This is a genomic window from Microbacterium sp. Marseille-Q6965 (assembly GCF_946151065.1).
Taxonomy (GTDB): Bacteria; Actinomycetota; Actinomycetes; order Actinomycetales; family Microbacteriaceae; genus Microbacterium.
The window spans coordinates 38,540-59,711 of the sequence record NZ_CAMGZA010000001.1; the positions used below are offsets into that span (position 1 = coordinate 38,540).

At 71.6% G+C, this 21,172-nt stretch carries 20 protein-coding genes; 13 read left to right on the forward strand and 7 right to left on the reverse strand.

What is annotated here, in order from left to right; all coding sequences use genetic code 11:
- Positions 1–36: 36 nt before the first annotated feature.
- The 5 genes from pdxS (at position 37) to N8N77_RS00220 (ending at position 3,207) form a co-directional block, all read left to right on the forward strand.
- Complete coding sequence (gene pdxS, locus N8N77_RS00200) at positions 37–924, forward strand: pyridoxal 5'-phosphate synthase lyase subunit PdxS (RefSeq protein WP_261163778.1); 888 nt, start codon at positions 37–39, stop codon at positions 922–924.
- Between the two features lie 5 nt (positions 925–929).
- Positions 930–1,511: a pyridoxal 5'-phosphate synthase glutaminase subunit PdxT gene (pdxT, locus tag N8N77_RS00205; protein WP_261165568.1), complete on the forward strand. Its 582-nt coding sequence runs from the start codon at positions 930–932 to the stop codon at positions 1,509–1,511.
- A 358-nt stretch (positions 1,512–1,869) separates the two neighbouring features.
- Positions 1,870–2,409, forward strand: coding sequence for a VOC family protein (locus tag N8N77_RS00210; protein ID WP_261163779.1), 540 nt, complete (start codon positions 1,870–1,872; stop codon positions 2,407–2,409).
- Positions 2,402–3,043 carry a MerR family transcriptional regulator gene (locus N8N77_RS00215; RefSeq protein WP_261163780.1) on the forward strand — a complete coding sequence of 214 codons (642 nt, stop codon included), beginning with the start codon at positions 2,402–2,404 and terminating at the stop codon, positions 3,041–3,043. The genes N8N77_RS00210 and N8N77_RS00215 overlap by 8 nt, the downstream gene beginning before the upstream one ends.
- Positions 2,956–3,207 carry a TipAS antibiotic-recognition domain-containing protein gene (locus N8N77_RS00220; protein ID WP_261163781.1) on the forward strand — a complete coding sequence of 84 codons (252 nt, stop codon included), beginning with the start codon at positions 2,956–2,958 and terminating at the stop codon, positions 3,205–3,207. The genes N8N77_RS00215 and N8N77_RS00220 overlap by 88 nt, the downstream gene beginning before the upstream one ends.
- 12 nt (positions 3,208–3,219) lie before the next feature.
- Here the strand turns inward: N8N77_RS00220 and pdxY are convergent, their stop codons facing one another.
- The 5 genes from pdxY to N8N77_RS00245 all read right to left on the reverse strand — a co-directional run bounded on the left by pdxY (position 3,220) and on the right by N8N77_RS00245 (position 10,644).
- On the reverse strand, positions 3,220–4,071 hold the full coding sequence (gene pdxY, locus N8N77_RS00225) for a pyridoxal kinase PdxY (RefSeq protein WP_261163782.1): 852 nt from the start codon (positions 4,069–4,071) through the stop codon (positions 3,220–3,222).
- Positions 4,072–4,122: 51 nt separating this feature from the next.
- The gene (locus N8N77_RS00230) at positions 4,123–4,830 is read right to left on the reverse strand and encodes an SOS response-associated peptidase (protein WP_261163783.1); all 708 of its coding nucleotides are present in this window, start codon (positions 4,828–4,830) and stop codon (positions 4,123–4,125) included.
- Positions 4,831–4,925: 95 nt separating this feature from the next.
- Positions 4,926–8,339 carry an error-prone DNA polymerase gene (locus N8N77_RS00235; protein ID WP_261163784.1) on the reverse strand — a complete coding sequence of 1,138 codons (3,414 nt, stop codon included), beginning with the start codon at positions 8,337–8,339 and terminating at the stop codon, positions 4,926–4,928.
- Complete coding sequence (locus N8N77_RS00240; protein ID WP_261163785.1) at positions 8,339–9,928, reverse strand: DNA polymerase Y family protein; 1,590 nt, start codon at positions 9,926–9,928, stop codon at positions 8,339–8,341. The genes N8N77_RS00235 and N8N77_RS00240 overlap by 1 nt, the downstream gene beginning before the upstream one ends.
- Positions 9,925–10,644, reverse strand: coding sequence for a hypothetical protein (locus N8N77_RS00245; RefSeq protein WP_261163786.1), 720 nt, complete (start codon positions 10,642–10,644; stop codon positions 9,925–9,927). The genes N8N77_RS00240 and N8N77_RS00245 overlap by 4 nt, the downstream gene beginning before the upstream one ends.
- A gap of 134 nt (positions 10,645–10,778) precedes the next feature.
- On the opposite strand from N8N77_RS00245, the gene N8N77_RS00250 reads away from it, so the two are divergent.
- The gene (locus tag N8N77_RS00250; RefSeq protein WP_261163787.1) at positions 10,779–11,942 is read left to right on the forward strand and encodes a pyridoxal phosphate-dependent aminotransferase; all 1,164 of its coding nucleotides are present in this window, start codon (positions 10,779–10,781) and stop codon (positions 11,940–11,942) included.
- 47 nt (positions 11,943–11,989) lie between these two features.
- On the forward strand, positions 11,990–12,748 hold the full coding sequence (locus N8N77_RS00255; protein WP_261163788.1) for a YebC/PmpR family DNA-binding transcriptional regulator: 759 nt from the start codon (positions 11,990–11,992) through the stop codon (positions 12,746–12,748).
- Between the two features lie 57 nt (positions 12,749–12,805).
- Here the strand turns inward: N8N77_RS00255 and N8N77_RS00260 are convergent, their stop codons facing one another.
- Positions 12,806–13,402, reverse strand: a complete 597-nt coding sequence (locus N8N77_RS00260) for a vitamin K epoxide reductase family protein (RefSeq protein WP_261163789.1) — start codon at positions 13,400–13,402, stop codon at positions 12,806–12,808.
- Positions 13,403–13,707: 305 nt separating this feature from the next.
- Here N8N77_RS00260 and N8N77_RS00265 point away from each other — a divergent pair, with 305 nt between their 5' ends.
- A complete protein-coding gene (locus N8N77_RS00265; RefSeq protein ID WP_261163790.1) occupies positions 13,708–16,272 on the forward strand; it encodes an Rne/Rng family ribonuclease in 2,565 nt (854 codons plus the stop codon).
- 26 nt (positions 16,273–16,298) lie between these two features.
- On the opposite strand, the gene N8N77_RS00270 is transcribed toward N8N77_RS00265, so the two are convergent.
- The gene (locus N8N77_RS00270; protein ID WP_261163791.1) at positions 16,299–16,571 is read right to left on the reverse strand and encodes a DUF4031 domain-containing protein; all 273 of its coding nucleotides are present in this window, start codon (positions 16,569–16,571) and stop codon (positions 16,299–16,301) included.
- A gap of 234 nt (positions 16,572–16,805) precedes the next feature.
- Between N8N77_RS00270 and rplU the strand changes: the two genes are divergently transcribed.
- From rplU to N8N77_RS00295, 5 genes are all read left to right on the forward strand, one after another.
- Entirely contained in the window at positions 16,806–17,114 is a 309-nt protein-coding gene (gene rplU, locus N8N77_RS00275; RefSeq protein WP_261163792.1) for a 50S ribosomal protein L21, read from the forward strand.
- 20 nt (positions 17,115–17,134) lie between these two features.
- The gene (gene rpmA, locus N8N77_RS00280) at positions 17,135–17,389 is read left to right on the forward strand and encodes a 50S ribosomal protein L27 (protein ID WP_261163794.1); all 255 of its coding nucleotides are present in this window, start codon (positions 17,135–17,137) and stop codon (positions 17,387–17,389) included.
- A 148-nt stretch (positions 17,390–17,537) separates the two neighbouring features.
- Positions 17,538–19,037 carry a GTPase ObgE gene (obgE, locus tag N8N77_RS00285; protein WP_261163795.1) on the forward strand — a complete coding sequence of 500 codons (1,500 nt, stop codon included), beginning with the start codon at positions 17,538–17,540 and terminating at the stop codon, positions 19,035–19,037.
- A gap of 5 nt (positions 19,038–19,042) precedes the next feature.
- Positions 19,043–19,870, forward strand: coding sequence for a glutamate 5-kinase (gene proB, locus N8N77_RS00290; RefSeq protein WP_261163796.1), 828 nt, complete (start codon positions 19,043–19,045; stop codon positions 19,868–19,870).
- Positions 19,867–21,150: a glutamate-5-semialdehyde dehydrogenase gene (locus N8N77_RS00295; protein ID WP_261163797.1), complete on the forward strand. Its 1,284-nt coding sequence runs from the start codon at positions 19,867–19,869 to the stop codon at positions 21,148–21,150. Before proB ends, N8N77_RS00295 begins: the two co-directional genes overlap by 4 nt.
- Positions 21,151–21,172: the final 22 nt, after the last annotated feature.

Here is a 21,172-nt window from a genome sequence, read left to right on the forward strand (position 1 = left end):
GCCTAGGCCAAACTGGCGGACGTGAGGAGAAGCAGGATGTCGGAGACCACCGGAACCGCGCGGGTGAAGCGCGGGCTCGCCGAGATGCTCAAGGGCGGAGTGATCATGGACGTCGTCACGCCGGAGCAGGCGAAGATCGCCGAGGACGCGGGCGCCGTCGCCGTCATGGCCCTGGAGCGCGTGCCGGCCGACATCCGGGCCCAGGGCGGCGTCGCGCGCATGAGCGATCCTGACCTCATCGACGGCATCATCGAGGCCGTCTCGATCCCGGTCATGGCGAAGGCGCGCATCGGGCACTTCGTCGAGGCGCAGGTGCTGCAGGAGCTCGGCGTCGACTACGTCGACGAGTCCGAGGTGCTCTCGCCGGCCGACTACGCCAATCACATCGACAAGTGGTCGTTCACCGTGCCCTTCGTGTGCGGCGCGACGAACCTCGGCGAGGCGCTGCGCCGGATCACCGAGGGCGCCGCGATGATCCGCTCCAAGGGCGAGGCGGGCACGGGCGATGTGTCGGAGGCCACCCGCCACATCCGCCAGATCACGGGCGAGATCCGCGCCCTGGCGGCCAAGAGCGACGACGAGCTGTACGTCGCCGCGAAGGAGCTGCAGGCGCCGTACGAGCTCGTCGCGGAGGTCGCGCGCACGGGCTCCCTGCCCGTGGCGCTCTTCACCGCGGGCGGCGTGGCGACCCCGGCCGACGCCGCCATGATGATGCAGCTCGGCGCCGACGGTGTGTTCGTGGGGTCGGGGATCTTCAAGTCGGGCGATCCGGCTGCCCGTGCCGCCGCGATCGTCAAGGCGACGACGTTCCACGACGACCCCTCCGTGATCGCCGAGGTCTCGCGCGGCCTCGGTGAGGCCATGGTGGGCATCAACGTGGCCGACGTGCCGGCGCCGCACCGCCTCGCCGAGCGCGGTTGGTGAGCGTCATGCCCCGCGTCGGCGTGCTCGCGCTGCAGGGCGACGTGCGCGAGCACGAGCGCGTGCTGCGCGCGCTCGGTGCGGATGTCGTCCGGGTGCGGCGTGAGGAGGAGGTGTGGCAGGTCGACGGTCTCGTGATCCCGGGCGGCGAGTCGAGCGTGATCGACAAGCTCGCGCGCGCCTTCGGGGTGCGCGACGCGATCGTCCAGCGGATCCGTGACGGCCTGCCGGTGTACGGCACGTGCGCGGGTCTCATCATGCTGGCGGATCGCATCGCGGACGGGATCGGGGGGCAGCGGACCTTCGGCGGGCTGGACGCGACCGTGCGGCGGAACGCGTTCGGTCGCCAGAGCGAGTCGTTCGAGGTGGAGCTGGACGCACCCGCGCTGGACGCGCCCCCGGTGCGCGCGGCGTTCATCCGCGCGCCCGTGGTCGAGCAGCTCGGGCCGGGCGTCGAGGTGCTCGCGGCACTGCCCGACGGGCGGATCGTCGCCGTGGAGCAGGGGCCGCTGCTCGGCACGGCCTTCCACCCCGAAGTGACGGGGGAGACGCGCTTCCACGCCCGGTTCCTCGAACGGGTCGGCGGCTGACGCGCGCCGCGCAGGTGTGGGCCGCAAGCGACCGCGCGGGGCGCTGCGATCGAGAGCCCGAGTCATGACATCTACGGCGGTTAGTCGCGATGGTGAAGGATCGGGCCTGCGTGCCGCCCGCGGAGGACGCTCAGGTGCGGGCCTCCGGCTCACCGACGCGCTGCCGGCCTTTCGCGACGTGCGCGCGAGCGCGGCGGCGCCGCCTGCACGAGCAGAGAGCCCTGACCATCTCGTCGGGGCTCTCTTGCGGGGTGGGTCCTCGGACTAGCGAAGAGCCGAGACCGCTTAAGCGGAGGGGGTCGGTGACGGCGTGACCCGGCTTGACCCTCACGCGACGTCAGGCACGAAGGTGGTGTCCATGGACACGACCTTCGACGCTTTCGAGGTGAGCCCGGTGCCCGCGGCCGGATCGCCCGCTCCCAAGCCCTTCCGCGGAATCTATGCCATGCCCGCCTTCGCAACGGTGCCGAGCAACGATCTGGACGCGTCGGTCGATTTCTGGACTCGCGGCCTCGGATTCATCGTCCTCTTTCGCGCGCCGGGGCAAATCGTGCATTTGCGCCGCTGGATGTTTCAGGACGTGCTGCTGGTGCCGGCGCAGGGCGACGCCGTGGGGGCGGCGCCCGTGGGCCAGACCCTGTCCTTCGCGAGCGTGCTCGACCAGCTTGACGGAGTCGTCGCCGCATGTCGCGCGCTGTATCCGGGCAGCGCGACGGATCCCGAGGACACTCCCTGGAACACGCGCGACGTGACGGTGACGACGCCCGAGGGGGTGCGGGTGGTGCTCACTGCTGCGAAGCCGTTCGATCCGGAGGGGCCGGAGGGGCGTCGCCTCGCCGAGATGGGCATTCCTGCACCCGGGGAGCGCGGAAGAGGTGACAATGACATTCGTGGCTGAGCACACGGGTTCCAGCGGAGCGACCGTTGGCGCAGCGTCCGAGCTGCTCGGAGTGACCGTGCGCACACTTCACCATTGGGACGCGATCGGGCTGGCCGCGCCGTCGGCGCGGACGCCCGCGGGATATCGCCTGTACACCGACGATGATCTGGCGCGCTTGGAGCGAGTCGTCGCCTACCGTGACGCGGGGCTCAGCCTCGAGGCGATCCGTGCCGTGCTCGATGGTGAGGCGGCCGATGGCGTCGTCGCCCTGTTGAGCGAGCAGCGCGAGCGAATCGCGCAGCGCATTCGCGAGCTCGAGTGTCTGGAGGCGAACCTTGCCCGCCTGAGCCTCGCGCACGAGCGTGGCGTGTTGCTCGGTGATGCCGAGCAGCGCGAGCTGTTCGGCGCGCGCTGGGACCCGGCGTCCGCGCAAGGCGCCAGGGAACGGTGGGGTGGCTCGCCCCAGTGGGCGCAGTTCGCGGAACGCTCAGTGCGACGCGGGCGCGAGGAGTGGCGTTCCCTCTCGCGTGGCTTCACACGCTGCAGAATGAGCTTGCCGCCGCCATGGCACGCGGCGTGGAGCCTGGTGAGGCGGAGGCCGACCGACTCGCTGACCGGCATCGCCAGCTCTTCTCCGAGCTCTTCCCGCTGACGGTGTCGATGCAGGTGTGCCTTGCCCGAATGTTCGAGGCGGACCCCGGGTTCGCGGCCCATTACGACGGCATCCGCCCGGGGCTGGCGAACTGGTTTCGTCGCGTCGTGGACGCAGCCGCGCGCAGCCGAGGCGTGGACCCCGAAACCGCGATCTGGCAGTAGATGCGGGTGCGGTCAACGCACCCGGCGGACCTCGAACTCCCGGCGCGGGTTCGCGTAGTGCTCCTGCGCCTCCACGAGGAGCAGTTCCTTCGAGCCCGCGGCGAAGGTCTGCTCGAGAAGGCCGAAGACGCTCGACGCGGTGCGGGCCAGGGCGTCGGCGGCGTCGCGCGTGCGCACGTAGTGCGACGTGAAAAGCGCGGCCGTGACGTCGCCCGATCCGTTCGCCTTCATCGGCAGGTAGGGCGTCTGCACGATCCACGCACCCTCGTCGTCGATCGCCATCATCTCGATCGTGCCGTCCTCGCGGTCGGGTCGCTCCACGCTCGTGACGAGCACCGTGCGCGGCCCCATCGCGCGTGCGAGATCGGCGGAATCGAGGGTCGACTCGATGGTGTCCGGTTCCGTGCCGGTGAGGAAGCCGAGCTCGAACTGGTTCGGTGTGATGATGTCGGCCACCGGCACGACCTTGTCGCGCAGCAGGTCGGGGATCGCCGGCGCCACGAAGCAGCCGGACTTCGAGTTGCCCATCACGGGATCGCAGGAGTACACGGCCGCCGGGTTCGCCGCCTTCACGCGGGCGACGGCGTCGATGATGACGTCGGCGATGCCCTCGGAGCCCTGGTAGCCGCTGAGCACGGCGTCGAGCTCGCCGAACGCGCCGCGCTCCTCGACGCCCGTGATGACGTCGGCGACGTCCTTCGGGTCCATCACGGGGCCGCGCCAGGCGCCGTAGCCGGTGTGATTGGAGAAGTTCACCGTGTAGACGGGAAGCACCTCCACGCCGATGCGCTGCATGGGGAAAACGGCCGCGGAGTTGCCCGCGTGACCGTAGGCCACGGCGGACTGGATGGACAGGATCTTCACCCTTCCGATGATCTCACTGTTTCGGGCGGGCGCGGACCGCCGGCGCCTCGCTCACACCGGCTCGACGAGCGCGGGGGAGTTGTTGCGCACGTTGCCGACCGCGCGGTCCACGGGGTGGAAGGCGAGCGTCTCGGCGACCCGCGGTGCGTCATCGAGTGCCGCGTCGAGCACGTCGCGGGGGTGCTCCACGGTCGGATCCAGCCAGGCGTCGGCGTGGGCGGCGTCGAGGAACACCGGCATGCGGCCGTGGATCGAGCCGAGCTGCCCGATGGAGTCGCGCGTGAGGATCGTGAAGCTCAGCACCCACCGGTCCGGATCGTCGTCGGCCTTGCTCTTGTCGCGCCACCACTCGTAGAGCCCGGCGAACAGCAACGGCGAGCCGTCGGCGGGATGGATGAAGTGGGGCACCTTGCCGGTCTGCTGGTCCTGCCACTCGTAGTAGCCGGTGGCCGGCACGATCGCCCGCCGCTTGGCGAGCGCGTTCTGGAACATGCGCTTCTGCTCGAGCTCCTCGGCGCGCGCGTTGAAGGCGCGCGCCCCGATGGAGAGGTCTTTCGCCCACGAGGGCACGAGCCCCCAGCGGGCGCGCTCGAGCCGGCGCGTGGGAGGCTCGCTCTTGGCCGAGTCGAGCACGATGGCCACCGGGTCGGTGGGCGCGACGTTGTACGACGGCTCGGGCAGGTCGTCGGCGACGAGGTCGACCCTCAGCTCGCTGACGAGCTCCCCGCCGACGTTCGCGACGACGAATCTCCCGCACATGCGGCCAGGCTACGCCGTGTCGCCGACATTGCGTCGTCGGGTGCGACGGACGGGTGGTCGGCGCGGGGGCGGGCGGCGGCGCGCGCCGGTCTCGCTCAGCGGAAGTCGCGGGAGCGGTGACCGATGCCGACCCGGAGGTCTTCGAAGCCGTCGGCGACGATGTTGATGACCCCTTCGGGCGAACGCTCCAGGATGCCGCGCGCGATGAGTGCGGGGCTGTCGCGCACGACGGCGCGAAAGCGGGTCCACGCGCCGACCGAGCAGATGACGTTGATGAGACCGAACTCGTCCTCGAGGTTGAGGAACGTCACCCCCGACGCCGTGGCGGGCCGCTGCCGATGGGTCACGAGCCCGGCGACCTCCACGCGCCGACCCGTCTCGTGCGTGCGCAGCCCGGCGGAGGTGACCACGCCGCGGGCGTCGAGCGCGCCGCGGAAATGGGTGAGGGGGTGGTCGTCCGTGGAGACTCCCGTGGCCCAGAGGTCGCTCGCGAGCCGCTCGTAGCTCGACGGGTCGGGGAACAGCGGCGGTTGCACGGCCTGCACCGTGCCGGGCAGGTACTCGGGGCGGTCCTGCGCCGCGGCCCCGGCGATCCACAGGGCCTCACGCGTGCCGTGCCCGAGCGACGCGAATGCTCCCGCCGTGGCGAGCGCTTCGAGCTGGTTCTCGCTCACCCCCGTGCGGCGCACGAGGTCGTGCATCGACGCGAACGGGCCGTTCGCGTCGCGCTCGGCCGCGATGGCGCGGGCGGTGCGCAGGCCCACGCCCGTGACCCCGGCCAGTCCCAACCGCACGGCGAAGGCGCCGTCGCGGCGGTGCGCCGCCGATTCGTCGGGCGCGTGCGGATCGAACGGCGGCGGCTCCCCGTCGAACGAGCGCAGGCACTCGTCCCTGCCGGTCGGGCCGTGCCGCTCGGGATCGAGCGGCTCGAGCGTCTCCTGCGCGCCCGAGAGGTTGATGTCGGGCCGGTGCACCACGACGCCGTGGCGGCGGGCGTCGGCGGTGAGCGTGGCGGCGGAGTAGAACCCCATCGGCTGCGCGCGCAGCAGGCCCGCGAGGAACGCGGCCGGGTAGTGCAGCTTGATCCACGAGCTGGCGTAGACGAGCAGGCCGAACGAGAGCGAGTGCGACTCGGCGAAGCCGAAGTTCGCGAACGCCTGGATCTGCGCATAGATCGCGTCGGCCGCCTCGTCCGACAGGCCGTTGCGCCTCATGCCCGCGTAGAGCTTGTCGCGGATCTTCTCGATCCGTTCGAGCCCCCGCTTGGAGCCCATGGCTCGGCGCAGCAGATCGGCGTCCTCGCCCGTGCAATCGCCGATGACCATGGCCATCTGCATCAGCTGCTCCTGGAAGATCGGCACGCCATGCGTCCGCTCCAGCACCGGCTTGAGCTTGGGGTGCGGGTAGGTCGTGGGTTCGGTGCCCATCTTGCGGCGCACGAAGGGGTGCACGGCGCCGCCCTGGATCGGTCCGGGCCGGATCAGCGCGATCTGGATGACGAGGTCGTAGAAGCGGCGGGGCTGCAACCGGGGGAGCAACCCCATCTGCGCGCGCGATTCCACCTGGAACACGCCGATGGAGTCGGCGCGACAGAGCATGTCGTAGACCGCGGGCTCCTCGCGCGGCAGCTCGCGCAGCTGCCACCGCTCGCCGGTGGACGCGTGGACGAGGTCGAAGCAGTGCTGCAGGGCCGAGAGCATGCCCAGCCCGAGAAGATCGAACTTCACCAGCCCCATCCAGGCGGCGTCATCCTTGTCCCACTGGATGACCGTGCGGTTCTCCATGCGGGCGTGCTCGACCGGCACGACCTCGCCGACAGGACGGTCGGTCAGCACCATGCCGCCGGAGTGGATGCCGAGGTGCCGAGGCGCCTTCATGAGCTCCGCCGCGTACTCGATCACCTGATCCGGGATGTCGTGATCCGGTCCGGACTCCAGCGTGGCGCCCCAGCGCTCCACCTGCCGCGACCAGGCGTCCTGCTGGCCGGGGGAGAAACCCAGGGCACGGGCCACGTCGCGCACGGCGTTCTTCGGTCGGTACTGGATGACGTTCGCCACCTGCGCGGCACGCTCGCGTCCGTACTGGTTGTAGACCCACTGGATGATCTCCTCGCGGCGGTCGGAGTCGAAGTCCACGTCGATGTCGGGCTCCTCGTCGCGGATCGCCGAGAGGAAGCGCTCGAAGGGCAGGTCGTAGGCGATCGCATCGACGGCAGTGATGTCGAGCAGATAGCAGACGGCGCTGGCGGCGGCCGATCCGCGACCCTGGCACAGGATGCCGCGGCGGCGCGCCTCGGCCACGATGTCGTGCACGATGAGGAAGTAGCCGGGGAAGTCCTTGCGCTCGATCACGTCGAGCTCGTGCTCGATCCGCCTGCGCCCCGCGTCGTCGAGACGGGGGTAGTGCGAGGGCACGGCACGCCAGACGAGTTCGCGCAGGTACGACATGGGCGTGTGCCCGTCGGGCACCTCCTGCTTCGGCAGGGCGGGACGGGCGCGGCGCAGCGGAAACGCCAGCTCCGCCGCCAGATCGGCCGTGCGCTCGACGGCGTCGGGGAAACGCGCGAACAGGCGCGCCATCTCGTCGCCGGAGCGCAGGTGGGCCGCATCGTGCGCGGGCAGCCAGCCGTCCAGGTCGTCCATGGCGCGGGTGGCGCGGATCGCGGCGACGGCCCGCGCCAGTCGTGCACGCTCGGGCGTGGCGTAGTGGACGTTGTTGGTGGCGAGGACGGGCACGCCGACACGCGAGGCGAGGTCGGCCAACGCGTCATTGCGCCGGTCGTCGAGCGGGTCGCCATGGCGCGTCAGCTCGACGAAGACCCCGTCCCGTCCGAACCGGTCCACGAGGTCGCGCAGCGCGGCCTCGGCCGCCGACAGGTCGCCGGAGCCACGCGAGACGGGCCCGGACAGTGCGCGACCCACCGCGCCCTTACGGCACCCGGTGAGCACCGCCCAGTGGCCGCGGCCGCGCTCGGCCAGATCATCGAGGTCGTAGAGCGGCCTGCCCTTCTCGCCGCCGCGCAGCTGCGCGCGCGTGATCGCCCCGGCGAGGCGGTGGTATCCCTCCTCGCCGCGCGCGAGCACGAGCAGATGCGTCCCGGCCGGATCGGGCACGCCGCCCTGCGGCTGCGGCAGCCCGAGCGACAGCTCCGCGCCGAACACGGTGTCGACCGACGTGTGCTCGGCCGCCTCGGCGAAGCGCGCGATCCCGTAGAAGCCGTCGTGATCGGTCATCGCCAGGGCCTCGAGTCCCAGCCGCTCGGCCTCCTCAACGAGATCCTCCGGGGAGGAGGCGCCGTCGAGGAACGAGAAGGACGAGTGCGCGTGAAGCTCGGCGTAGCGGACCCGGCTCGTCCCTCGCTCGATGCGCGGCGGCTGGTACGCGCCCCGCTTGCGGCTCCACGCGGGGCTGTCGCCGCCATCGGCGTTCGCGGGGCGCGGGTCGGGACGGCGCCCGCTGAGGGTGCGCTCGAGTTCGTTCCACGGGATCGGCGGATTCGTCCAGCCCATCAGGCGTACCTCCCCTCCACCCACCAGCGAGCCCCCTCGTGCACGACGAGCCAGGCCCCGCCCGCGTCGTCCACGAGCTGGAACCGATGCGCGCGGCGGGCACGCGCGGCGTCCCACGTGCGCTCGATCACGGGCCACGGACCCGTCCACGACACGACGCGGCGCCCATCGAGCTCGACCGGCTCGCCCGAGACCATGCCGCGTGCGTCGACGCCGACCGGCGCGCCCCCGGGGCCGCGCACGGTGACGGGGTGGGGGTGGCGGAACACCTCGGCGGGCAGCGGAGACGGCGGGGAACCCGGCCAGGGGCGGTCCCGGCTCTGCTCGGGAGCGGCGCCGTCGCCCCAGGGCAGGAGCACCTCGCGTTCGGCGGCGCTGCGGCCACCGCCGATGGCGGGGCTGAGCACGCCGCGATGACCGAGCACGGCCTGCAGCCGGGTCATGGCGTGGTGGGCGCGCTCGTCGGCGCCCTGCCCGATGAGCGCCGGCTGGTGGGCCGCGCCGTCGTCCACGGCCTCGGCCTCGATCCGCACGAGGGTCACGGCGCCCTGCGGGGCGGTCTCGCCGCCCTGCTGCAGCTGCCAGCGCACCCGGTCGACCACGCTGGCGGCGTCGAAGCTCACGGGATGCTGCCACACCCGTTCGCTGCGCCCGTCGCGATCGTCCTCGATCGTGATCCGCACCGCCGTGCAGACGAGCCCCGCCTGTCCGACCGTCTCGCAGAAGCCCTCGACGGTCTGCCGCACCGCGAAGGCGATCTGCTCGGCCAGCTCGAGGGGTGGCTCGAGCGACAGCTCGCGCGCAAGCTCCGGCGGCGGCTCCCGCGGCTCGACGACGCGCGAGTCCGCTCCGGCGGCGAGGGCCTGCAGTCGCAGCCCGCGATCTCCGAGGCGCTCGCGCACGCGCGCGGGGGCGAGCCCCGCGAAGTCGCCCAGGGTGCGCACGCCGAGGCGCGCCAGCAGCAGGGCGAGCTGTTCATCGCCCAGCGCGGTCACGGGCAGCGGGGCGAGAAAGGCGGCCGACGCGCCCGGCGGCACGATCCGCACCGGGACCGGCACCTCGGCTCCCGTTGCGGAAGCATCCGGTCCCGCCGCCCGCGCCGTCGGGAGGGATCGCGCGGCCTGCTCCGCGGTGAAGACCCCGTCGGCGATCCCCGCACGCACCTCGTCGTAGCCGCGCGCGGCGAGCGCCTCCGCGAGTGCCCTTGCGGCCTCTGCCTCGCCGCCGTAGAACCGGGCGGGGCCGCGGGCGCGCAGCGCGACGAGGCCGGGGGCGAGGGGCTGGCCGCCGGGGGCGAGCTCCTCGAGCACGCGCAGCACGGCATGGAAGGCGCGCTCGTCGCGCCCCGGGTCGTCCGGGACGACGAGCAGGCGCGGGCAGGCTCCCTGGGCGTCGCGTCGCCGCTGGCCCACCGCCACCCCTTGGGCCCGCGCGAAGGCGGAACAGGCGACGACACGGTTCGCCCTGATCACGGCGATCGGCGCATCGGGATCGACGGGGTCGGCACCGAGCTCGCGGGCCCGGGTGCGCAGGAACGCCGTGACCGGCCAGTCGGGGAACAGCAGGACGAGGGCGCGCTCGGGGCTCATGTGCCCACCGCCCGCAGCAACGGCCGCCGTGCGGCCTCGTTCGCGATCGTCTCGCTCGGGATCGCCTCGACGTGGCCGGACGGACCGGGGAGCAGCACCCGCACCGAACGGGGCCGGGGCGTGCGACGACCGGTGAGCGTGATCGTGACCGCCCGGCCCGACAGCAGGCCGTGGCCGCGGCCGATGCCATGCCATTCGACCTCGCCGAAAGACAGGGCTGCCTCGATCCCCGGCCACTCGCCGAGGGTGAGCAGGGTGCCGCCCCTGTCGCGCAGCCGGGCCTCCAGCCGGGCCGCCTCGCCCTCCGCCGGGCGGCGGGGCGGGCGCACGGCCACGAGGGGGAAGACCTCGGCGGCCGCGGAGGCGGCCTGGAGCCAGCGGTCGCCCGGGTCGGGGATGAGGGCGAGTCGGTCGAGGGCGACGCCGTGCCCCTCCGCGGCCTCCATCGACAGCTCGGGCAGTCCGATCACCGCGCACCATGATCCCTCTCGCGAGCTTGCCCCTAGGAGGGCCAGCAGCAGGCTCGTCGCCCCTGGCTGCAGGGCGTAGGCGGCCCCTGGGCGCAGCCCGCCGTCGGGGAACAGAGAAGAGAGAGCGTCGGGCACGGGCAGTGTCTCCGGCTCGGCGCGACGCCGCTGCATGCCCGCGATCTGCTCGCGCAGGCGCAGCACCGTGGCGAGGTCCGCTCGCCCACCGATCACCGCCGCCGTGCTCATGGCGTCAGTATAGAAACTATGTACGACAAAGGAATGGGAGAAATCGAACGAACGTTCTAGCTTTGCTTGAGGGTTCGACTCGCCGATTCCGGCGTCAGAGGGAGGTGGCGAGCCTACGGGTAACGTGGGACGCCGTGCCCCAGCTCGCCTCCCACATCCCCTCGGTTCCCGAGTCGGGGACCCGACGGATCTTCGAGCTTGCCGCGACCGTCGCGGATCCGATCATGCTCGTCGTCGGCGAGCCCGATGTCCCCGTCGCGCCGCACATCGCCGACGCGGCACGGCAGGCCTGGGACCGCGACGACACCAATTACGCGAGCAACGGCGGACTGCCCGCGTTGCGCCGCGCGATCGTCGACAAGCTCGCGCGCGAGAACGGCATCGCGGTCGACATCGAGCAGGTGTGGGTGACCGTCGGCGGTACGCAGGCCCTCGCCCAGGCGTTCACGCTCACCCTCGCGGAGGGGGATGAGATCCTCGTGCCCGACCCCGGATACACCACCTTCGCCATGTATCCCCGCGCGCAGGGCGCTGTGCCCGTGCCGTACCCGCTGCGCGCCGAGCACGGCTTCACGCCGTACCTGAGCGAGCTCGAGCCGCTCGTCACCGCACGCACACGCGCGATCGTCGTCAACTCGCCCTCCAATCCGCTCGGCGTCGTGTTCTCGCGAGAGGTGCTGACCGAGATCATCCGCTTCGCGGCCGCGCACGACCTCTGGATCATCAGCGACGAGGTCTACGAGCACTTCACGTGGGACGGTCCGCACCTGTCCCTTGCCGCGGTGGCCGCCGACCTGGGGGAGGTCGGCCGCGTGCTGAGCGTCTTCTCCACCTCCAAGAGTCACGCCATGACGGGCGCCCGTGTCGGCTGGCTCGTCACGCCGCCCGGCCTCGCGGACACCATGCGCGCCCTGCAGGAGGCGATGATCGCCTGCGTCGCGATGCCCGAGCAGTACGCGGCGATCGCGGCGCTCACAGGGCCGATGGAGCACGTGGAGCGCGCGCGGGCGCGCTACCGGGCCGCGATCGTGGCGGCGACCGCGCAGCTGGACGATCTCGGTTTCCGCTACCACCGGCCGCAGGGGGCGTTCTATCTGTGGATCGACCTCTCGCACGCCACCGGCGGCGATGTCGCGTCATGGGCGCAGCGCTTCCTGCTCACCGAACAGGTGGCGGTCGCCCCCGGCAGCGCGTTCGGGCGGGGCGGGGAGGGGTGGATCCGGATCTGCCTCGCGGCCGACGAGCACGACATCCGCACCGGCATCTCGCGCCTTCCTCGTCCTGAGGGTCGGCGCTGACGCGCGCGGAATAGAATCGATACAGCAGTCTGACGATCGGGAGTTTCATGTCCGGGCATTCCAAGTGGGCCACCACGAAGCACAAGAAGGCGGTCATCGACGCCAAGCGCGCGAAGTCGTGGGCGAAGCTCATCAAGAACATCGAGGTGGCGGCGCGGCTCGGCGGCCCCGACGAGTCGGGCAACCCCACGCTCTTCGACGCCGTGCTGAAGGCCAAGAAGACCTCCGTCCCCAAGGACAACATCGAGCGCGCCATCAAGCGCGGCGCCGGCATCGGTGGCGAGGCGGTCGACTACACGACGATCATGTACGAGTGCTACGCCCCCGGCGGGGTGGCGATGCTGATCGAGTGCCTCACCGACAACAAGAACCGCGCGGCCGCCGAGGTGCGCACGGCCGTCACGCGCAACGGCGGCAACATGGCCGACCCGGGCAGCGTCTCGTTCAACTTCGAGCGCAAGGGCGTCATCGTCGTCTCGGGTGAGGGCACCACCGAGGACGACGTGATGCTCGCCGCCCTGGAAGCGGGCGCGCAGGAGATCGAGCCGCATCCGCAGGGCTTCGAGGTGGTCACCGAGGCGAGCGATCTCGTCGCGGTGCGCACGGCCCTGCAGGAGGCGGGGATCGAGTACGAGTCGGCCGACGCGGAGTTCGTCGCGAACGTCAAGGTCCCGGCCGACGCCGAGACGGCTCGCAAGGTGTTCCGCCTCATCGACGCGCTCGAGGACAGCGACGACGTGCAGAACGTCTACACGAACATCGACGTCGCACCCGAGGTGCTCGCGGAGCTCGAGAACGACGAGTGACGCCGACCCGTCCGTCCGGAAGGCGCGGGTACCCTCAGGGGGCCCGCGCCTTCCGCGTCAGACGAAGGTCGCGAGCACGTTCAGGCGCAACTGCGCGATCACGGCGATGACGGCGTAGCTGGCGACCGCGAGCAGGGGCAGCCAGCTCATCATGCGGTCCGCGGCCTTCTGCGCCGCACGGGGGAGCGGCAGCGCGCCGATGCGGATGATGTGCAGCAGCACGGCGTAGAACGACGGGATCGTCACGACCCAGGTGACCATGCACCACGGGCACAGCGTGTGCAGCTCGAAGATGCTCTGCGAGATCAGCCACACCACGAAGCCGAACGCGAACGTCATGCCGGCGGCGAAGAGGAGCCAGAACCAGCGGGCGAACCGTGCGCCCGCGAGGAGCGCGGCGCCGACCACGAGCGGGGCGACCCAGCCGGTGATGCCGAGGATCGGGTTCGGGAAGCCGAAGGCCGAGCCCTGCCACGATCCGAGGTTGGCGCTGCACTGCACGAGCACGCTGAAGTCGCAGCCGGCACCGGCACCGGGATTCTCCAGTTGCTCGAATCGCTCCATGGTGAGCGAGAAGGCGGCCCACCAGCCGATCGCCCCGGCGAGCATGAGCCAGACGGCAAGAGCGGTGGGTCGGGTGCGGGGCGTTGCCATGGGGGCATTCTCGCATCGCCGCATGAACGGATCCGTTGCGCGACGGGGCCGTCGGGGGAGTCGCGGCGGTCGCGACACGGCCCCGCGACGGCGTTGTGGGGCGAACAGTGCGATAATGGCCAGCAAGGTGCAATCCGCGGCCGCGCCGCGAACCGCCCCTGACAGAGAAGACTTCGAGGCGATGACTGCCTCGCGCGACCAGAGCAGTGCGCCGGTCGCAACACCGAGTGAGTTCGCGGCATCCAGGTGCCGCACGAGATTTCCGGGCGACGCGCGGATGTCCGCCCGCAGGGAGTACGCCAGCGATGGCTGATGAGAACAGTGAATTCGATGACCGCAACAGCACCCTCGAGCCGAAAGGCGCCGACGGCGTAGCCGAACCGACACCGCAGGACGAGGAGGCCGGGGCGCCGCAGCGCGCGTCCGAGGCGGAGACGCCGGAGATGGCTGAGGGGGCTCCCGAGCAGGAGCAGCCGGCCGAGCCGGCCCTCGATGAGGCTTCGGAGCGGGAAGAGTCCGCCGAGGCGGGCGAGACGCCCGCCGAGACGGCGGAGCCGGTCGAGGAGACCGCGCAGGTCGAGCCGGCGGTCGAGGCTGCGCCCGCGGGGGAGTCGGTCGACGCGCCGCCGGAGGTGAAGACGGAGGACCCCGAGTCGGCCGCGAAGGATGGCGAGCCGGCCGCCGAGGAGCCCGCGCAGGCCGAGGCGGAGGACGCCGAGGAGCCGACCCCGCAGCCTGTGACCGCCGTGAGCCTGGGGCTGCTGCCCGAGAACTTCGTCTCACAGGTGTCGACGGCGCTGCACTTCTACGCGCCCGAGATCACGCCGTTGCCGGCGCTGGAGCTGCCCGACGCGGAGGAGGAGGACGACCAGGACGACCAGGACGCCGGTTCGGCGCGGGGTCGCGGTCGTCGCCGTCGTCGCAACGGCAACGGCGGCGCCGCCCCCGAGCGCCCGTCGCGGCCGGTCGAGGTGATCACCGAGCCGCAGAAGATCAAGGGCTCCACGCGGCTCGAGGCCAAGAAGCAGCGTCGCAGGGACGGTCGTGAGGCCGGTCGCCGCCGCCCCGTCGTCACCGAGGCCGAGTTCCTGGCACGCCGCGAGGCGGTCGATCGCCAGATGGTCGTGCGCTCCAAGTCGGGTCGCGTGCAGATCGCGGTGCTCGAGGACAAGGTGCTCGTCGAGCACTACGTGGCACGCAACCAGGACGCGTCGCTCATCGGCAACGTCTACCTCGGTCGCGTTCAGAACGTGCTGCCCAGCATGGAGGCCGCGTTCGTCGACATCGGCCGAGGCCGCAACGCCGTGCTCTACTCGGGCGAGGTGGATTGGGACGCCGTCGAGACCGGCAACCAGCCCCGCCGCATCGAGCTCGCGCTCAAGCCGGGCGACAAGGTGCTCGTGCAGGTGACGAAGGACCCGGTGGGGCACAAGGGCGCGCGTCTGACGAGCCAGATCTCGCTCCCGGGCCGTTACCTCGTGTACGTGCCCGGCGGTGCCATGAACGGGATCTCGCGCAAGCTGCCCGACACCGAACGGTCGCGTCTGAAGAAGATCCTCAAGGAGGTGCTGCCCGAGTCCTCCGGCGTCATCGTCCGCACGGCTGCCGAGGGCGCCACAGAGGAGCAGCTCACCCGCGATGTCAACCGCCTCACGGCCCAGTGGGCGCACATCCAGCAGAAGGTCGAGAAGGGCAACGCCCCGAGCCTGCTGCACAGCGAGCCCGATCTGCTCGTGAAGATCGTCCGCGACGTCTTCAACGAGGACTTCACGAAGATGCTCATCCAGGGCGACGACGCGTACAGCACGATCACGACGTACCTCGAGCAGGTGGCGCCGGACCTGCTGGAGCGCGTGGAACGCTACGAGGGGGAGCGGGACCCGTTCGACGAGTTCCGCATCACGGAGCAGATCGAGAAGGCCCTGGACCGCAAGGTGTGGCTGCCCTCGGGCGGCTCGCTCGTGATCGACCGCACCGAGGCCATGACCGTCGTCGACGTGAACACGGGCAAGTTCGTGGGCTCGGGCGGCAACCTCGAGGAGACCGTCACGAAGAACAACCTCGAGGCAGCCGAGGAGATCGTGCGCCAGCTGCGCCTGCGCGACATCGGCGGCATCATCGTGGTCGACTTCATCGACATGGTGCTCGAGTCGAACCGCGACCTCGTGCTGCGACGCCTCGTCGAATGCCTCAGCCGCGACCGCACGAAGCACCAGGTCGCCGAGGTGACCTCGCTCGGCCTCGTGCAGATGACGCGCAAGAAGCTCGGCCTCGGCCTGCTCGAGACCTTCAGCGAGCCCTGCGACGTCTGCGCCGGTCGGGGCCTCATCGTGCACCACGATCCCGTCGTGAAGCACCGCCCGTCGGGCAACGGGGGCAACGGGGGCAACGGCGGGTCCAACCGGCGCTCGCGCGGCAACGGCGGTTCGTCCCCCGGGGCGCCGGCGGCGGCCTCGGGTGCATCGGCGACCACGCACGTCATCACGGAGGGCGTGAAGTCGGCGCTCGCGCAGATCGCCGCCTCGACGATCGCCGCTCCGTCGGCCGCGCCCGCGGAGCCGACCAAGGTCACCCCGGACATCGCGATCGAGCTGCCGGAGGGCCCACGGGCCGACAGCTCGCGCTCGGAGGGCGGCGAAGAGCGCCCGCGCAAGCGCCGCAAGCGTGCGGAGCGCGCGGAACGGCCGGAGCGCGCGGAGCGCCCCGCGGCGCCGACGACCGAGGCGCAGCAGCTGCTCGACTCAGTGCTCAGCGCGCTTCCCGAGCCGAAGGCGCCGGGTCAGGGCCGCAACCGCAGCCGCCGCGTCACCACGGCCGCCCTCACGGGCACCGCGGTGTCGGTCAACCCGGTCGTCCCGCCCGCGGAGTGAGCGGCCGGAGCGGGAGCGACGCGGGCTCAGAGCCCGCGTCGCTCCCGCTGCGAGACGCGGAGGCCCGAGGCCTGCAGCCGCCGCACGAGCTCGCGGCCGGTGACGCGCAGCGCCCCGCCGGCCACGAGCCGGTCGACGGCGTCGGCGGGCACGTCGTAGTGGTCGAGGTCGAAGGCGCGCGCCGGGACGCCGTGGGTGGCGGCGAAGTCATGCAGCTCGTCCAGGTCGGCGTCGCTCACCAGGTGCGCCCAGAGTCGGCCGTGAGCCGGCCAGATCGGGCTGTCCACGAGTATCGCCACGCCCTCGAGCCTACGGCGGCAGCGGCGTGAAGGACGCGCCGAGCGGCGCTTTTGCCGGATGGGCAGGGGATCGGGTAAAGTAGACGGTTGGTGCGTCCCCTGTCGCGTGCTCAAGCAGTGCGGCGACGAAAGTCTTGCAGACGCACTCGCAACCAGCGAATGCAAGCGAAGTCTTCCCGTGAGAGATCCGGAGACCCGACGATCCGGGTTCTCCCTAATGAAACAAGGTGTGAAGTGGTTTACGCAGTCGTGCGCGCCGGCGGCCGTCAGGAGAAGGTCGAGGTCGGCTCGGTGATTCAGCTCAACCGTGTGCAGGCGGCCGCGGGCGAGACCATCGAGCTCCCCGCCGTGCTGTTCGTGGACGGCGACAAGGTCGAGACCGACGCGAAGAAGCTGGCGAAGGTCAAGGTCACGGCCGAGGTCGTGAAGGACCTGCGCGGTCCGAAGATCGTCATCCAGAAGTACAAGAACAAGACCGGCTACAAGAAGCGCCAGGGCCACCGTCAGGACCTCACGCGCGTCAAGATCACCGGCATCAAGTAAGCGCGGAAGGGTTCAGCGAAATGGCACACAAGAAGGGCGCAAGCTCCACCCGTAACGGTCGCGACTCCAACGCCCAGCGACTGGGCGTGAAGCGCTTCGGCGGGCAGGTCGTCAACGCGGGCGAGATCCTCGTCCGTCAGCGCGGCACGCACTTCCACCCGGGCGTCAACGTCGGCCGCGGTGGCGACGACACGCTGTTCGCCCTCGCCGCGGGCGCGGTCGAGTTCGGCAACAAGGGCGGCCGCAAGGTCGTCAACATCGTCGCGGGCGAGTGATCTCGCAGACGCGAGGAGTTTTTCCGGAACGGGGCGAGCTTCGGCTCGCCCCGTTCCCGCATTCAGCGGCCGCTGGTCGGTGAACATACAGTGAGGACGCGAGGGCGCCGGCGCAGCCGGTGCCGGCGTCAGGATCGAAGGCAGGAACATGGTCACGTTCGTCGACGAGGTCACGCTGCACCTCCGCGCCGGCAAAGGCGGGAACGGCTGCGTGTCGGTGCGGCGTGAGAAGTTCAAGCCGCTCGCCGGGCCCGACGGGGCCAACGGCGGCGACGGCGGGGACATCATCCTCGTCGCCGACCCGCAGACGACCACACTGCTGAGCTACCACCACTCGCCGCACCGCTCCGCCGGCAACGGCGGCTTCGGCATGGGCGACATGCGCGCGGGCGCCCAGGGCGAGGACCTCGAGCTGCCCGTACCGGTCGGCACCGTCGTGAAGGACCCCAGCGGCGAGGTGCTCGTCGACATGGTCGAGCCGGGCATGCGCTTCGTGGTCGCGCCCGGTGGCAAGGGGGGCCTCGGCAACGCGGCGCTCGCGTCGCCCAAGCGCAAGGCCCCCGGCTTCGCCCTGCTCGGCACGCCCGGCTGGGAGGGCGATGTCGTCCTCGAGCTGAAGACCGTGGCCGATGTGGCGCTCGTCGGCTTCCCCTCGGCCGGCAAGTCCAGCCTGATCGCCGCTCTCTCGGCCGCGCGGCCGAAGATCGCCGACTACCCCTTCACCACCCTGCACCCCAATCTGGGTGTCGTGCAGGCCGGTGATGCCCGTTTCACCGTGGCGGACGTGCCCGGCCTGATCGAGGGAGCGAGCGAGGGACGCGGTCTGGGCCTGGAGTTCCTGCGACACGTGGAGCGCTGCACGGCGCTCGTGCACGTGCTGGACTGCGCCACGCTCGAGCCGGGACGCGACCCGATCAGCGACCTCGACGTCATCCTCGCCGAGCTCGCGGCCTATCCCGTGCCCGAGGGGCAGGTGCCGCTGCTCGAGCGCCCGCAGCTGATCGCGCTCAACAAGACCGACGTGCCCGAGGCGCGTGAGCTGGCCGAGTTCGTCCGGCCCGACCTGGAAGCCCGCGGCTACCGCGTGTTCGAGATCTCGACGGTGGCGCGCCAAGGCCTGCGCGAGCTGACCTTCGCCCTCGGCGAGATCATCGAGGAGCATAGGAAGGCGCAGCCGCCGGCACCGCCGCGCGAGCGTGTCGTGATCCGGCCCCGCGGATCCGAGAAGGAGTTCGAGATCCGTGTGGAGGGCGGCACCTACGGCAACGTGTACCGCATCCTCGGCGAAAAGCCGGTGCGCTGGGTGCAGCAGACCGATTTCACGAACGAGGAGGCCGTGGGCTTCCTCGCCGACCGGCTCGAGAAGCTGGGCGTCGAGGACGCCCTGTTCAAGGCCGGCGCGGTGCCGGGTGCCACCGTGCTGATCGGCGAGGGCGACAGCGTCGTGTTCGACTGGGATCCGGCCATCAGCTCGGCCGCCGAGCTGGTCGCCGCCCCGCGCGGCACCGATCCGCGTCTTGCCGACAACCGTCGGCGCACCACGACGGAGCGTCGCGAGCGCTACCACGCCGTCATGGACGCGCGCGCCGCGGAGCGTGCCGAGGAAGAGGCGCGACGTCTGGCACGTCGCGACGACGAGGAGGACTGACCGAGGTGACCGCCAGGGTGCGAGCCGATCTGCCCACCGCGCGACGGATCGTCGTCAAGGTGGGGTCGTCATCGATCAGCGGCACGTCGTCGTGGCGCATCCCCAAGCTCGTCTACGCCCTCGCCGAGGCGCACGGGCGCGGCGCCGAGGTGCTGCTGGTCTCCTCCGGCGCGATCGCGACGGGGATGCCTTTCCTCGGGCTCGACTCTCGGCCCACCGATCTGGCCACGCAGCAGGCCGCGGCGGCGGTGGGGCAGAACATCCTCGTGTACCGCTACCAGGAGGCGCTGCGGCCCTTCGGCATCGTCGCGGGCCAGGTGCTGCTGACCGCGGGCGACCTGGACGACGCGGTGCCGCGCAGCAACGCGCGTCGTGCGATCGAGCGGCTGCTGGGTCTGCGCATCCTGCCGATCGTGAACGAGAACGACACGGTCGCAACCCACGAGATCCGCTTCGGCGACAACGACCGGCTCGCCGCACTCGTGGCGCGCCTCGTCGGCGCCGACGCCCTCGTGCTGCTGAGCGACGTCGACTCGCTGTACACGAAGCCGCCGACCGAGCCGGGCGCGGAGCGGATCGACACGATCGCCTTCGGGCAGGACCTGCGCGACGTGGAGTTCGGATCGACGATCGTGAACAGCGTCGGCACCGGGGGAGCGTCGACCAAGGCGTCGGCCGCGAGGCTTGCCGCCGGCGCCGGCATCGGCGTGCTCGTGACGAGCGCCGACCTGGTCGCCGAGGCGCTGGCGGGCGACGAGGTGGGCACGTGGTTCGAACCGGCAGACGTCGCGAACGCCGCGCTCACCGGCCCCGTCGATACACTGGCCCGATGAGTCAGACCCTCGTTCCCGGCAGCACGGCGCCCGTCGACACGGTGCAGGATCGCCTCGTCCGCGCGAAGGAGGCGGCGCGGCATACGGCGCGGCTGACGAGCGACGAGAAGGCCGCCGCGCTGCACGCGATGGCCGACGGGCTCCTCGCGGCGCAGGACCGGATCCTCGCCGCGAACGCCGCCGACCTCGAGCGGAGCCGCGACGAGGGGCTGACCGAGGGGCTGCTCGACCGGCTTGCGCTCGACGAGCGGCGAATCGCCGCGCTCGCGTCGGCCGTGCGCGAGATCGCGGCGCTGCCCGACCCGATCGGTCAGGTCGTGCGCGGACATCGGATGCCCGCGGGAGCGGCGCTCGAGGAGGTGCGCGTGCCGTTCGGCGTCGTGGGTGCCATCTACGAGGCGCGGCCGAACGTGACGGTCGACATCGCCGCGCTCGCGCTGCGCTCGGGCAACGCGGTCGTGCTGCGCGGTGGGAGCGCAGCGCGCGAGAGCAACACGGCGCTCATCGATGCCATGCGCGGCGCCCTCGCGGCGGCGGGCGTCGGGGCGGACGCGGTGCAGTCGGTCGATGACTTCGGTCGCGAGGGTGCGAAGGCGCTCATGCACGGTCGTGGCTTCGTCGACGTGCTCGTGCCTCGCGGCAGCGCGGGCCTGATCGAGACCGTCGTCACCGAGTCGACGGTGCCCGTCATCGAGACGGGCGCGGGCGTCGTGCACATCGTGCTGGACGAGTCGGCGCCGGAGGACTGGGCGCGAGACATCGTCGTGAACGCCAAGGTGCAGCGGCCCAGTGTCTGCAATGCGGTCGAGACCGTGCTCGTGCTGCGCCAGGCGGCCGAGCGCCTCGTCCCGGTCGTGGTCGCCGCCCTGCGTGAGCACGGCGTCACGATCCACGGCGACGAAACGGTTCGTGCCCTCGCCGGCGACGTCGTCCCGGCCACCGAGGAGGACTGGGCCACGGAGTATCTGGCGCTCGAGATCGCGATCCGCGTGGTCGACACCCTCGACGACGCGATGGCTCACATTCGGCGGTACTCCACAGGCCACACCGAGTCGATCATCACGACCGACCAGCGCAACGCCGAGCGCTTCCTGCGCGAGGTCGATTCGGCCGTGGTCATGGCGAACGCCTCGACGCGTTTCAGCGACGGCGGCGAGTTCGGCTTCGGAGCGGAGCTGGGCATCTCGACGCAGAAGCTGCACGCGCGCGGCCCGATGGGACTGGCCGAGCTGACGAGCACGAAGTGGCTCGTGCGCGGTGCCGGGCAGGTGCGCGCCTGAGCGGTAGGCTAGGGAGACCACG